At 66.1% G+C, this 12,883-nt stretch carries 15 protein-coding genes; 6 read left to right on the top strand and 9 right to left on the bottom strand.

Annotated elements, in window-relative coordinates:
* Positions 1-383 precede the first annotated feature (383 nt).
* On the top strand, positions 384-575 hold the full coding sequence (locus tag KV110_RS15810) for a hypothetical protein (protein WP_218476909.1): 192 nt from the start codon (positions 384-386) through the stop codon (positions 573-575).
* A 123-nt stretch (positions 576-698) separates the two neighbouring features.
* On the opposite strand, the gene KV110_RS15815 is transcribed toward KV110_RS15810, so the two are convergent.
* A complete protein-coding gene (locus tag KV110_RS15815; protein WP_218476910.1) occupies positions 699-2,066 on the bottom strand; it encodes a pentapeptide repeat-containing protein in 1,368 nt (455 codons plus the stop codon).
* A 105-nt stretch (positions 2,067-2,171) separates the two neighbouring features.
* On the opposite strand from KV110_RS15815, the gene KV110_RS15820 reads away from it, so the two are divergent.
* Complete coding sequence (locus KV110_RS15820; protein WP_218476911.1) at positions 2,172-2,867, top strand: class I SAM-dependent methyltransferase; 696 nt, start codon at positions 2,172-2,174, stop codon at positions 2,865-2,867.
* Positions 2,868-2,932: 65 nt separating this feature from the next.
* Entirely contained in the window at positions 2,933-3,484 is a 552-nt protein-coding gene (locus KV110_RS15825) for a dihydrofolate reductase family protein (RefSeq protein ID WP_218476925.1), read from the top strand.
* A 79-nt stretch (positions 3,485-3,563) separates the two neighbouring features.
* On the opposite strand, the gene KV110_RS15830 is transcribed toward KV110_RS15825, so the two are convergent.
* The 5 genes from KV110_RS15830 to KV110_RS15850 all read right to left on the bottom strand — a co-directional run bounded on the left by KV110_RS15830 (position 3,564) and on the right by KV110_RS15850 (position 8,182).
* Positions 3,564-5,096: an alpha/beta fold hydrolase gene (locus KV110_RS15830; protein ID WP_218476927.1), complete on the bottom strand. Its 1,533-nt coding sequence runs from the start codon at positions 5,094-5,096 to the stop codon at positions 3,564-3,566.
* A 91-nt stretch (positions 5,097-5,187) separates the two neighbouring features.
* Positions 5,188-5,805 (bottom strand): DUF3710 domain-containing protein, encoded by a 618-nt coding sequence (locus tag KV110_RS15835; RefSeq protein ID WP_218476929.1) that lies wholly within the window; start codon positions 5,803-5,805, stop codon positions 5,188-5,190.
* 181 nt (positions 5,806-5,986) lie between these two features.
* Entirely contained in the window at positions 5,987-6,616 is a 630-nt protein-coding gene (locus KV110_RS15840) for a LysE family translocator (RefSeq protein ID WP_218476930.1), read from the bottom strand.
* A gap of 196 nt (positions 6,617-6,812) precedes the next feature.
* On the bottom strand, positions 6,813-7,313 hold the full coding sequence (locus tag KV110_RS15845) for a VOC family protein (protein WP_246634568.1): 501 nt from the start codon (positions 7,311-7,313) through the stop codon (positions 6,813-6,815).
* Positions 7,310-8,182, bottom strand: a complete 873-nt coding sequence (locus KV110_RS15850) for a sigma-70 family RNA polymerase sigma factor (RefSeq protein ID WP_218476931.1) — start codon at positions 8,180-8,182, stop codon at positions 7,310-7,312. Before KV110_RS15850 ends, KV110_RS15845 begins: the two co-directional genes overlap by 4 nt.
* Before the next feature lie 126 nt (positions 8,183-8,308).
* On the opposite strand from KV110_RS15850, the gene KV110_RS15855 reads away from it, so the two are divergent.
* Entirely contained in the window at positions 8,309-8,722 is a 414-nt protein-coding gene (locus KV110_RS15855; protein WP_246634569.1) for a VOC family protein, read from the top strand.
* Between the two features lie 66 nt (positions 8,723-8,788).
* Here the strand turns inward: KV110_RS15855 and KV110_RS15860 are convergent, their stop codons facing one another.
* Positions 8,789-9,388, bottom strand: coding sequence for a phosphoribosyltransferase family protein (locus KV110_RS15860; protein ID WP_218476932.1), 600 nt, complete (start codon positions 9,386-9,388; stop codon positions 8,789-8,791).
* 138 nt (positions 9,389-9,526) lie between these two features.
* On the opposite strand from KV110_RS15860, the gene KV110_RS15865 reads away from it, so the two are divergent.
* Positions 9,527-10,252, top strand: coding sequence for an aspartate/glutamate racemase family protein (locus tag KV110_RS15865; protein WP_218476933.1), 726 nt, complete (start codon positions 9,527-9,529; stop codon positions 10,250-10,252).
* An 87-nt stretch (positions 10,253-10,339) separates the two neighbouring features.
* On the opposite strand, the gene KV110_RS15870 is transcribed toward KV110_RS15865, so the two are convergent.
* Both KV110_RS15870 and KV110_RS15875 read right to left on the bottom strand, forming a co-directional pair.
* Positions 10,340-11,203: a phytanoyl-CoA dioxygenase family protein gene (locus KV110_RS15870; RefSeq protein WP_218476934.1), complete on the bottom strand. Its 864-nt coding sequence runs from the start codon at positions 11,201-11,203 to the stop codon at positions 10,340-10,342.
* Positions 11,200-11,808, bottom strand: a complete 609-nt coding sequence (locus KV110_RS15875; RefSeq protein ID WP_218476935.1) for a TetR/AcrR family transcriptional regulator — start codon at positions 11,806-11,808, stop codon at positions 11,200-11,202. The genes KV110_RS15870 and KV110_RS15875 overlap by 4 nt, the downstream gene beginning before the upstream one ends.
* A gap of 417 nt (positions 11,809-12,225) precedes the next feature.
* On the opposite strand from KV110_RS15875, the gene KV110_RS15880 reads away from it, so the two are divergent.
* Positions 12,226-12,741 (top strand): hypothetical protein, encoded by a 516-nt coding sequence (locus tag KV110_RS15880; protein WP_218476936.1) that lies wholly within the window; start codon positions 12,226-12,228, stop codon positions 12,739-12,741.
* The last annotated feature ends 142 nt before the right edge of the window (positions 12,742-12,883 follow it).

The following is a 12,883-nucleotide window of genomic DNA, read 5'->3' on the forward strand; positions in this document are numbered from 1 at the left end:
GGTACGCGGTGCACCCATCGCACCGGCCACGCCCCACCCGCCCTGGAACGCAGTCGATGCTTGCCTTCCACCCTACGACCAAACGCACTGCGGCATAGCCGAATTCCGATCACGCACCGTCGCGGGTCGACGTGCTGGAGGTAGTGAAATGCTAGTGCTGGCATAGCCAGGCACCGCCCAGGGATCACCTCACCGGAACCTGCATGACCGGACCGACCGCGGGGCAATCGCACTCGGCCGCTGGTGCGACTGTCGCGCAGAACCCGGCCCCCTGAGGCGGGGGCGACGGAAATCAGGGCGTTTCAGAGCAGGTCGGTCACTTCTAGCATGAGGACTCGACCTCGAGACGGAAAGGCAATGCGTTGTCCACCAAAGGTTTTACATTGGCAGTCCTCGGCGCGAGCGTTATGGTCGCCGCTGTCGGAACCGGCCCGGCTGTCGCCGAGATCAGGCTGGAGCCGACCGCTCCACGCGTCGAAGTACAGCCCGTCGGCGATACCCCCGCGACCGGCTCCGCGACCGGCTCAGCCTGTTTCCTGCCGCTCATCATCGCCGGAAAAGTGGTCGGCTGCTGAAGTCACGCGTTCCAGCTCAACCCGACAACGTGCGCGAGAACATGGCTCAGAACGGTGTCTCCAATATCGCGTCCGAACAGAGGGTGCGGCTCGATCGCGGGGACTTGTTCATGTTCGCCGGTATCAAGGATTCGGTCTTAGGCCGACCCATTGATCGTCGAGGGGATACTCCGCCCACGTGGTCGGCAGCTGGCGGATCGCGTGCGCGCCCGCGCGGGCGCGCACGGCGCTCGTCCGCTCGATCGCTACCGGACTGAAGCTGACGCCGCCGACGAAATCGACGCGGTCGAACGATGCGTCCTCGCTGAATTGCGCATCACTGAAGTCGGCAGGGCCGGTGAACACCGATCGCCGGAACATCGCGATGCCGCCGAACGCGGCACCGCGGAAGGAGGTGGCGCTGCCGAACTCGACATGCTCGAACGACGCATTGGACTCGAAACAGGCCCGGCCGAAGGTGGCTTCCCCGGCGAGCCGAGTGTGGTCGAATGTGACCGTACGTCTGAAGGTGCTCTCGCGGAACGAGATTCGTTGATCACCGAAGTTGCTACGGTCGAAGCGCGCGTGCTGTTCGAACACCGACTCGTCGAAGCTCACGGTGGACTGCCATTCCGCGCCGCTGAAGTCCGCCGGAACGTGCCATTGCGTTCGGCGCAGGGACACCTCGCCGAGGAACATTGCGCCGCCGAATCGTGTCTCCCCGTGAAACCCGCCGTCGTCGAATGTCGTCACTCCGGAGAAGGTCGATCCGGTGAAATCGACGTCGTCGAAGTCGCATCCCGACGCATCGAATCCGTCGAGCTGTGCACCGGCGAGGTCGAGCCGCAAACCGGCCCAGCTGTCGGGTCCGGACCGTAGCCTCCGAGTCAAGATACGTTGGATGGCCAACCGCACGTGCTCTTCGTCGGAAACCTCCCGACGCACCGGCATGCGTAGGTAGGCGCACAGGACATCGGCCGTCGCGTGCCGGTAGCGCTCGTTGTTGTGTGCCAGTCGTTCCAGCGCGTATATCCCGCCCAACCGAACCGGCGCGTTATCCGAGCCGAGATGCTCGACCGCCTTGGCGAACAGGTCAGTGACCCGGCGCTCGGTCGCGTCGTACTCCGCGATCTCCGTGGCCCGATCGCGGGCAGCTTGATCGGCCGCAGCGGCGGCTTCGACGTGCGCTTGAACGCGCTCTTGATGCGCCCGGGTGATGGCGTCCACGTGTTCTCGGTGCTGCTGTGTCCGCTCGTTCAACCACTGCCGCCGCCCCAAAAGCAGTAGTCCCACCGCGCCACCCGTTCCGGCGACAACAGTCAAGCCCGTGCGGATGGCGTCGATACGCAGCGCCGCCCTCGACGGGCCGCCCGCATCCGCGATGTTCCACAGCCACCACGTCACCACCAGTCCGAACGCGATCGCCAGCACGAAACCACTGAGCACGAGCCACCAGGGCATCACCCGAAAGGATTGCTCGGCACCGCGATCGGTAGCGGAACGCGCCTCCATGAACTGATCATGCCTACCCGTGCGCCGCCTGTCACTCGATGCGAGGAAAGCGCGCGGGGATGGTGTGTGCCGCCGCGGCGGTCCGTTCTCCCCGATACTGGCGGGGTGGCGACCGAACGCGACTACGACACCGATCCGGAGCGGTTCCGCCGTGGCAGCAGGGGGACGGCCATGCATCTGCGGCCGGGAATCAGCCTGTACGAGAAGATCGTCAATGTGCTCGCTGAGCGCCGGGCCCGGCGCGTGCTCGACCTGGGTTGCGGCGAGGGCGCACTGCGCGCCGCCGCGAATGGACTGTCGACACCGCCATGGGTGGTCGGCCTGGACGCCTCGGCGACCATGCTCTCGGCGGTCCCGCCGCCCGTGGTCCGTGCTGACGCCGCGGCGATTCCGTTCGCGGACAACGTGTTCGATGCGGTCGTCGCGGTCAACGTGTTCGACCACCTGCCGGATCCGCTGCCCGCGCTGGGTGCCGCCTACCGGGTGCTGCGACCCGGCGGAGTGCTGGTGGCCGGCGCGATCAGCCGACGCGACTCACCGGAACTGGCGCCGGTGTGGCGGCCGGAGCCGACACCGTTCGATGCCGAGGAGGCGCCCGACATCGTGGCGTCGGTCTTCGGTGAGGTGTCGGTGAACTGTTGGGATGCCCCGCTGCTCACCTTGCCGGACGCGGCGGCGATCACCGACTATCTGACCGTCAGGTTCGTACCGGTGGACCAGGCCGCCGCGGGTGCGCGCACGCTGCCCGCGCCGCTCGTGGTTACCAAGCGCGGCGCGCTGGTGATCGGCTGCAAGAGCTGACCGTGCCGGTGGTGAGGTCCGATGAGCACCGATGAGTTTCGAGCGCGTAGGAGGTCTACACGGTTATGAGGAAACTGATCTATGGGTTCAGTGTGTCCCTGGACGGCTACATCAACGACCGCGACGGCAGCATCGACTGGACCGACCCGGACGAGGAACTGCACCAGTTCCACAACGACCGCTACCGCGAGATCGAGGTCTCGCTGCACGGCCGTCGCCTGTACCAACTGATGGCCGAGTACTGGCCGCACGTGCCCGAGGACGCACCGCGTATTCAGCGGGAGTTCGGCGGGCTCTGGACGGCGAAACCGAAGGTCGTCTTCTCCCGGACACTCACCGAGGTCCACTGGAACAGCACGCTGATCAGCGAGAACGCGGTCGAGGAGGTTCGCAGGCTCAAGGCAGGAGGCGATGGCGTCATGGAGGTCGGCGGCGCGAGCCTCGCGGCCTCGCTGATGCCACACGGGCTCATCGACGAGTACCAAATGTTCCTCTTGCCCGTGGCTCTCGGCGGCGGCACACCGTTCTTCCCATCGCTGGACAAGCGCATCCAACTCCGATTGACCGAGACGAGGCACTTCAATACCGCGGTGATGCTGCGCTATCTCGTCGACTGAGGTCCGTTCAAACCAGCCCGAACGTGAACTGTCTCGTCGCAACCGAACCGCGGCGTCGCACCACCGCGGTCCGCGATAACTAGTCGGTATTGCCCGCGCAGGTGGTACCGGTTGGTGGGGCGGCTAATTCGATCAGGTAGGTCGTCTCGGTGTCCCGGGCGCACTGGCTGTGGCCGAAGCCCGAATGGCCCTCGCCGTCGACGGTGAGGAGGCGGCCGTTCTCCAGCATGCTTGTTAGGGCGACCGCGTCCCGGTAGGGCGTGTCGGGGTCGCCAGTGGTGCCGACTACGAGGATGGGCGCGGAGTCGGGGGCAGACCACGGACCCGCATAGCGGCTGGCCCGGGGTGCGGACCAGCGTTGACAGGCATTGGCGTGGGAGTGGTCGTAGCCGGGTGGTCCCCACGCCGCGATCGGGCCCATGCGTGGGGCGGCGGCTACGTCGAGGGCAAGGCGCGCTTGGAGTTCCAGAGTTGACGGCGGGTATACGCGGTCGGCGCATTCGACCGCCACATTGGGGGCGAAGAATTCAGCGAAACGGCTGACCGGGCGCAGGGCAGGTCCGTCCCGGTGGTCGGCGGCTTGCCGTAGCGCGTCGGCGATGGCGGGCCATGCCGCGCGACCGCCGTTGAGCTGCATCATGAGTCCGTAGACGAGGGACGCCCCGTTGGCGACGACTTGACCGCTCTCGTCACGCACCGGTCTGTCGGTGAGGTCGGAGACGAGGGTGTCGAACGCGGCCGCGGGTCCGCCCCGCGCCGGATCGCCGAACCGGCATGCCGTTCGATCGTCGGCACACCAGCCGAGGAATCGGTTGAGCGCGCCCTCCAGTTCCACGTATTGGGCGTAGTCATAGGTGTAGGGGTCGTTGGCATAGGTCTCGGGGTTATAGGCCCCGTCCAGCACCAATGCCCGAATTCGTCGTGGGAACAGGTTGGCGTAGACCGACCCGATCATGGTCCCGAAAGACACTCCGAGATAACTGATTTCGTCGTCCCCGACCGCAGCCCGCAGTAGATCCATATCCCTGGCCACGAATTCGGTTCCGATGTAAGGCAATAGGTCGCCACTGCGCGCCTGGCATGCCGCGTCGAACCGCGCGGCCGAGTCCTGTCCGCGCTCGAAAGCCCCCGGCCGCCACTGCGCGGGCACCTCCGCCCACTCACGCTGCATCTCCTCGGCCGACCAGCACTGGACCGCGCGGCTCTTACCCACCCCACGTGGATCGAACCCCACCACATCGAACCGCGCCGCAATCTCCTCCGGCATCGTCTTGACCACACTGGAGACGAACCCGACACCGGAACCCCCTGGCCCCCCGGGATTCACGAACAACGATCCGATCCGCCGCGCCGGATCACCGGCCACATGCCGCCGCAGTGCCAGGGAAATCGTCCCGGCCCCCGGGTTGTGATAGTCGAGCGGCACGTCCGCCGTCGCGCATTGATACCCGGGATCTCCGCAGTCGACCCAGGAAAGCTTCGGCACCGCCACCCCCGGCATCCCGCCGGGCGGAGTATCCGGGGACGCTACCGCCAGATGATCTCCGGCCGCGATGATCAGCACCATCGCTGTGAGGAGGATGGCAGCTCGACTACGCCAGTGATCAAACACGGGTGTCAGCATATCGGCCTCGTACGAATGATGTTGTGTCCAAATCGCTCTGGTCGACTATTGATCACCGGGCCGCTCCGGATTGCCGAACTCAGAGCACACCGAACGACCGCAGCCCCGCTTCGTCTTTCGGGACGCCGGGGATTCGTGCCGCCATCTCGGGAGGCAGCTGCATCGGCAACAAGGTGCGGTCCGGCAGTTCGTCTGCGCCTCGCGCCACCACGGTGCCGCGCAATAGATCCCGCAGAGCTGACGCACTGTGCTGGACCGTAGCGGGCGGGGCGAGCATGGCGCCGCGCAGCATCCAGCCCGGTCCATCGATGCCAACGAACCGCAGGGCGCGATCACCCATCGTGGCTGCCACTTCGTCACCCCAGCTGCCGGGTTCGCGGCGCACCGTGCGGCAATCCTGACGCAGGCCATCCATGAGTTCGGGGATGACCTGCTCCCACAACCCGTTGGAAGACGGTGCGGCGTAGGCGGTCACGGTGAACCGCCCCAGCGGGGTTTGCCAATGCACCAGACGCACTATCGAGTCGTCGGGAGCCATATCGACTAGGAACTCACCCCAGGCAGGCACCGGGATCCGTATCGAACGGAGATCGAGCCGACGCACATTATCGTCGGGCGCGTCCTTTTCGTCATAGGGCCCGCGGGGATTCGGGCCGATCGGACGCGCCGGACCCTCCCCACCTAGCTGGTCGGTCACCCCGTAAGGCTATCCAGCCGGTCGTTGCCGCAGTAGCCACCAGAGCTGACGGCACCTGTACCCATACGCAGCGGTGAGGGCGACCTCGTCGTCGTACCCGTAGCAGCGGCGCAGTGAGAGGCAGCCGCAGCCGATGCAGCCAGTGCGTCCTCGCAGACCTCCGCGAATCTTGACCGCTGTGTCAGCGTTCGGCCGCCAGCCGGACGCCCAGACCGATGAACAGGCTGCCGGTCGCTGCGTCGATCCGGCGCCGCACTGCCTGCCGTTCGCGCAGCCAGCTGCCGATTCGTCCGGCCAGGACGCCGACCGTTCCGTCGGCGAGGAACTCCAGGATGATCAGGACGGCGCCGAGGACGGCGAACTGCGCCCATACCGGTCCCGCCGCCGGGTCGATGAACTGGGGCAGGAGTGCCACCATGAACGTGAACGTCTGCGGGTTGGCCGCCGAGGACACCACACCGTTGAAGAACGCGCGCCGTCCCGACATCCCGTCGGCGGCTGGATCATCGACCTGAGCATTCTTGCGCTGGCGGATCATCTGGACGCCGAGGTAGACCAGGTAAGCGGCCCCGGCGAAGCGCAATATCGTGAACACGACCGGGAACGCGGTCAACAGGACGGCGAGCCCGGCGGCGGCCGCGACGATGTACAGCGCGTCCCCCGTGACCACCCCGAGGGTGGCCGATATCCCGGCGCGGACCCCGCCCCGCATGCCGCATCCGAGCACGAACAGCATGTCCGGTCCTGGCGTGACCAAGGCGATGATGGTGATCACCGTGAAGGCGGCGAGCAGGTGCGGATCAACGGGCATTTCGGCGATCTTTGTGCCTGACGTCCGGCCAGGCAATCGAATATCCGGCTCGGCTACCAATCCGGATATCTCGGGTGCCGGGCCAAAGCCTTGCCACGCCAAATCATCCGATGCCGTGCAGATCCATCAACATGCCGCGGTCGGTGACGAGCTGCCGCAGACCCGGTGGGAGGCAAGCCATTTACCCAGAACCGCTTCAGGTCGTGGCGTTGTGTGCTCGCGGCGACGCGAGTGCCCGGGTTGTCTGGCGCGGCTGGGTGAATCGCAGCACGTTACCGGAGGGGTCGAAGAAGGCACAGTCGCGGACGCCGTCGGGCTTATTCATCGGTTCTTGCAGCACTTCGACGCCCGCGGCTTCGATGCGCTCGAAGGTATCGTCACAGTTGTCGGTCACGAAGACGAGACGCTGGCTCAGCAGGCCTTTGGCCATCAGGTCCTCGATCGTCTGCCGGTCGGTCGGCGAGGCACTCGGGTCCGTGCCGGTCGACTGGAGAACGATCCGCACGTTCGGCTGGGACGGCGGGCCGACGCTCGCCCACCGCGCCCCTCGGGCCTCATAATCTTCGCGCACCGCAAAGCCGAGGACGTCACGGTAGAAGCCGAGCGCCTCGTCCAGGTCGTGGACGGTCAGAGTGCAAGCCGAGAGCCCGAGATGCATGTCGCCTGCGTTGCGGGTCTGCTGGGGAGGCCGACTCACAGCCGTTCCTCGTTGCCGGGATGCAGAAGGACGATGTCCAGGTCGTGCAGCCGATGCGGGTCGGTGTCGATGGTGATGGTGCTGATTTTCCCGTCGCTGATAGCGAACGTGATGACAGCCTTCGGCCGGCCGCGATGCCACCAGACGGCTGCGGGAACGCCGTCGACCAGAGCAAGCCGGGCGGCCTGAGCGCGACCGGCGAAGAATGCCGCCACCGCGTGGGCGCCGCGGATCTCGAGGGCCACGGCGTCGGGATCGAGCAGCTCGAGCAGGGCGGCAAAGTCCCCGCTTCGAGAGGCAGTAAGAAAGGCCTCGATGATTTCGCGCTTCGCCGATCGCGCGGCAGCGGAGGCGTCCGCCGCGTTTTGTACTCGGCGCCGCGCCCGGCTGGCGAGTTGCCGGGTTGCGGCGGGGGAGCGGTCGAGGATCGCACCGATCTCACCGAATGACACAGCGAAGACGTCGTGCAGGACGAACGCGAGCCGTTCGGCCGGAGTCAGCGAGTCCAGCACCACCATCAACGCGATACCCACCGAATCGGCCAGCAGCGCCTCGTCCTCGGGGTCGGCTCGGTCGGCCGGGTGGATGCGCGGGTGCGGTGTGTCCGGCTCGGGCGGTAGCGCCCCGGCCGAGTCCTCCCGCCGGGCGCGGCGTGCCTCGAGCATGTTCAGGCAGACCCGGGCCACGATCGTGGTCAGCCAGCCGGCCAGATTCTCCACCTGTCCGGTGTCGGCGCGGCTGACCCGCAGCCACGTTTCCTGCACCGCGTCTTCGGCTTCTCCGGGTGAGCCGAGCATCCGATAGGCCACCGCATGCAAGTGGCCCCGGTGCTCGGTGAACCGCTCGCTCAGCCAGTCCTGCTCGACCATCTGTCACATTCCTTTGTCTCGGCCTGTCATACCTATTGACCGGCGAACGACCGCTGATGTGACATCCGGGCTCGGTCCGGCCTGCCGGTTCAGGCAGCACATACACCTCGAACAGAAGGAAACCCCATGAAAGCGCATGTGAGCTCGATACTGCTCAGCGTCCGGGATATGGAGCGGGCCAAGCGGTTCTATACCGACGGTCTGGGCTGGAAGATCAAGAATGATTACGGCGTATCGGTGTTCTTCGAGTCCGACGGCGCCTCGCCGGTCGGCTTCTACGGCCGTGACGGCCTGGCCGAACAGGTGGGCACGAGCCCGGAGGGCACCGGCTTCAGCGGCCTGGTACTCACCTATGTCGTCCGCAGCGAGGCGCGGGTCGAGGAGATCATCGCCGAGGCCGAGAAGGCCGGGGCCACAATCCTCAAGCCGCCCGGCGCTTTACCGTGGGGCGGGTACGGCGGCACCTTCGCCGATCCGGACGGCTACATCTGGAGCCTCGGCTACAGCGCCAAGGGTGCGGATCAGCCCTACGCGGAGTAGCCGCCGGAGAAAGCACTCTGGTGCGCGTGGGCGAGGCGACCATTACGAGCACAACGGGCGCCGGCGCTAAGTCGTCGGCGCTCTGCCCGCGTTGTCGTCGAGCGGCATGTCCTCCGCGCACATCGGGCAGTCCTCCGGTGCCCAGAGCGCGTTATCAAGGCGGGCAACCGATTCCAAAGACAGTTCTTGCTCCGCCGCGATGGCGACCGCAGACCGGCCGAGCATCAGGAGCGCTCCGATCGCTACCGGTTCGGCCTGCGCCTCATCCAGACTCGCCAACGTTGCCCGCACGGCCGATCCGGCATTGACCACGTCATCGACCACCGCCACGCGACAACCAGTCACCGAAAACCCGGACGGCACGCGGTATTCGGCCGAGTACATGGCATCGGCCCGCGGCGCCACCGTGCGTTCGGTGTAGCAGAACTCCACATCGAGTTCGACAGCGACCAGCTGCGCCACAAAAGCTCCTCCGCTCAGGGGACCACAGACCATTTCGATGTCGTGTGCGGCGAGACGTTGCGCCAGCATGGTGACCGCAGGCCGCAGCCGCGACGGCCGACGAAACAGCGAATCGAGGTCGAGCCACAAGTCACCGTGATGCCCGGACTCCAGGCGGAAATGGCCGCTACGCATCTCGATCATCGACAGAAGCTCATTCCGCACCACGGCAGTATCTCAACCAGTTCGGCTCGCCCGGTTCGGTGGAGGGGGTCGATTGACCGATCTTGTAGAACCGGCTCAGAATGGATGATCTTCGCCGAAGATGGACGGGATGGATCGGCGCGACCAAGGAGCAGCGCGATGAGGCATGTCGGTATTTTGGCGCACAGTATCGAAGGCGCGTCGCTCTGCTTGCGGACACTGTCGCAGGAGGGTGCGCGCGATCTCGGAACGCACGAGCACGCCGATGTAACCCTGGATTGCATCGCGATGGGCCGCAGCATGCCCGCGTGGGAGGCCGGTGATCACGGCGCGATTCGAAAGACCTTGGCCACCAGCGTCGATCGCCTCGCCAACGCCGGAGCCGAATTCTTCGTCTGCCCCGACAACACCGCGCATATGGCGCTGGAGTCCGACGGCGAAGACCTGGCTCTGCCGGGTCTGCACATCGCCGAAATCGTCGCGGAAAAGGCTGCAGCGGAAGGCTATCGGCGGGTCGGTGTGCTGGGTACCAAGTACACGATGACCGGCCCGATCTACCCGCGCGTCTTGGCGGCCAACGGAATCGACGTCGAGATCCCGGACTCCGACGAGCGTCGCCTGATCGACGACATCATCTTCACCGAACTGTGTGAAGGAGTGTTCACGGCCGAATCCCGGCAGCGCTACCTCGATATCATCAACCGGCTGCACGGTCTTGGCTGTGACGCCGTCGCCCTGGTTTGTACCGAGATCCCACTGCTGGTGACGCCGGACGTATCCCCTTTGCCCACACTGGATTCCACTCGGCTGCTTGCTGCTGCCGCCCACCAGGTCGCCATCGGGGCCCGTCCGCTTCCGACCTGGTATGGCGGCCCCACCGACTGAGGTCGTTGTCCGCCAACGATTTCGCACGCCATAACAGCCGCGGCAGGTCACTCCATGAACCCGCACCAGCCGGTTACCCGCGGCCTTTCAGGATGTTTCGAGTAGGCGTTTGGGATGCATGCCATCGACTTGACCGATGAAGGGTGGGTGGATGCTGTAGCCGAGCATGCGGCGAATGTCTTCGGAGACGGTGCGGGCGCAGTCGCGGCTGGTGGACAGGGTGAAGGCTTCCTGGGGTCGCAGCCAGGGTTCGCAGTACTGGCCGGTCACGGCCAGTCGTGGATGTCTGGAGCGGTTGGCGCCGCCGCCGTGCCAGAGAGTACCGAGGAAGAACACGCACGATCCCGGTGCCATCTCGACGCTGATTATCGAGTCGGCGGCTGTGGGCCGCCGGTCGGCCCACCGGTGGCTGCCGGGAATGACGACGGTGGCGCCGTTGGTTCGAGTGAACGGGTCGATGGCCCACACGGTGGCCGCTCCGACCGGCGGGCGGGGCCGGGGCAGCGGGTAGAACGCATCGTCGTGGTGTAGTAGCTGCGCGTTCTCGCCGGGCAGGATGTTGATGACTTGCAGTTGGGACAACAGGTAATTCGGAAGGAACAGCCTGTCGAGCAGGGCCAGCACCCGTGGATGGTCGACGAGGCGGTCGCAGTCGCGGGTCTTTTCCAGCACGCTGTAGAGGCGTTGGGTGCGTTGGCCTTCGAAGACGTTGCGGCCGGTGTGTTCGAGCAGTTTCGCGGCGGACTCGCGGATACGCGCGCAGTCCTCGGCGCTGATGAGGTCTTCGAGGATGACGTAGCCGTCACGTTCGAGCCCGGCCATATCGGCGTCGACCACCGCCGGATCCACTGTGGCACCGCCACTTTCGGTGGCCTTGTGCCGTCGTGCCAGGTCGGTGCCCAGGTCCTCGAGTGCAGTGACAGTGCCGACAGCGGCGGGTTCGTGGTTCATGGTGTGTGTCCTCTGTTTTCGGTGAGTCCGACTGCTCCGGAGACGAAGGCCCAGAGCTGGTCGATGACGGACTCCGGACTCGGGCGGGGGGTGCGGGTGAGCGCGACCGACACCACGGCGTTGGTGCCGCCGAGGGTGGCGGCGGCCAGATACTCCGGATCGCGATCCACGGGGATCTCGCCTTGATGCTGGGCGCGCGCCATATTGCGGGCGCCGAGTTCGATGAGCATGCTCAGCCGCGCGGTGTGCGCGGCCGCCACCTCACCGTCACCGACCAGACCACCGAGCACGATCGGGGCCAGCGGCTCACCGTAGAGGAAGGTCACCCAGTCCCGAATACGATGTTGTTCCCTTGCCGCCCAACTGGATTCGGCGTATTCCCGCAGCGCCGCGGCATCGCAGAGCCGCTCGTAGAACGACTCGAGCACCGCGATCAGCAGTCCGGTGCGGGTCCCGAAATACCGGTACGGGAGCCCGGCGCTGACACCCGCACGGCGCGCCACCGCCGCAACCTCCAACTCCCCGGTCGCACTCAGCTCGTCCGCAGCCGCCTGAAGCAGGTTCTGGCGGGCGGCGCTGCCGCGTTTGGTCTCGGTCTTACCCATGACCGAATGATAAGTTGAGTTCAACTCAGATTTCAATAGTCACGGTCAACCGGGTCCACACTCCGGGGTTATGACTGTGGCGGAGGCTGAACCTATGCCGCGCCAGAACCAGGCACGGTGGAGTCGCAGTACGGCGGATCTGGAACTCAGCCGAGTTCCGTAGATCACGTCGGCGCCGAGCCGCTTTGGTGATCGGCATGAGCAAATTCCTTGAGCCGCAGTACATCTCGTCGTGCGGGCGGCGGTCGGCTGCTCCTATCGATTGTTGCGCGCTGAGACATCAGCCGGACAATCGGAGGCGATCGAACATGGTTGGGCGACGGCTGCCGGGGTACGGCCGTCGAAGGCGGGCCGTCCGATTCGCCGGAGCCCGAATCCGATCGAGCAGTGGATTTCGCAGGGAAAGGATCGAACGCGATGACAGATACCCTCGTCGACCTAACGGTCGACAGCCAGCAGGTCGCGCGCCCGGCTGCCCGCCCGCAGCCCGCGTGGAATGGTGGACGCTCGGACGCCGCGAAGGTCTGGCGTGACGCCAAAACAGTTCTCGTGACCCGGGTTACCGGTCCGCGCCAGCTGACGACCGTGCCGCGCCTGGTCATCCCGATCGGCGACACTCAGCTCGCCTTCCGCGTGTCGTCCCAGTCCGCCGAAGCCGAACAGCTGGCGCGCGACGGCCGGGTGCTCGTTCAACCCGGCGACCGGCGAGGCACCCCCGCCCTCGGCTCCCATCAGCGGCAAGGCCAAGCCCAATTGGTGACTGCGGGCACGCTTCTGCCCTATGTGGAGTCGGAAATCGCCGCCAAGTACCGGTGGCGAATTCCCATGGCGCGGTTCGCTCATCGCCTCGGTCACGGCGATGCGCCCTACGCCGATGTCGTTGTTCTCGTGACCGTAGCCGAGCCGAGCCCGATCCCCATACTGTCGCGGTGATAGCCCGAACTCGCTGCTCGGCTTACCTCGGACTCAACGAGCGCTCAGCCGATAGGGGTCGCCGACTCGATAATGCGGCGCACCCCGCAAAGTGGACCTGAACTCGGCATCGGTTGCCGGTGAATTCGGGCGTCACTTGGTG

Origin of the sequence: Nocardia iowensis (assembly GCF_019222765.1) — a bacterium.
In the GTDB taxonomy this organism is placed as follows: Bacteria; Actinomycetota; Actinomycetes; order Mycobacteriales; family Mycobacteriaceae; genus Nocardia; species Nocardia iowensis.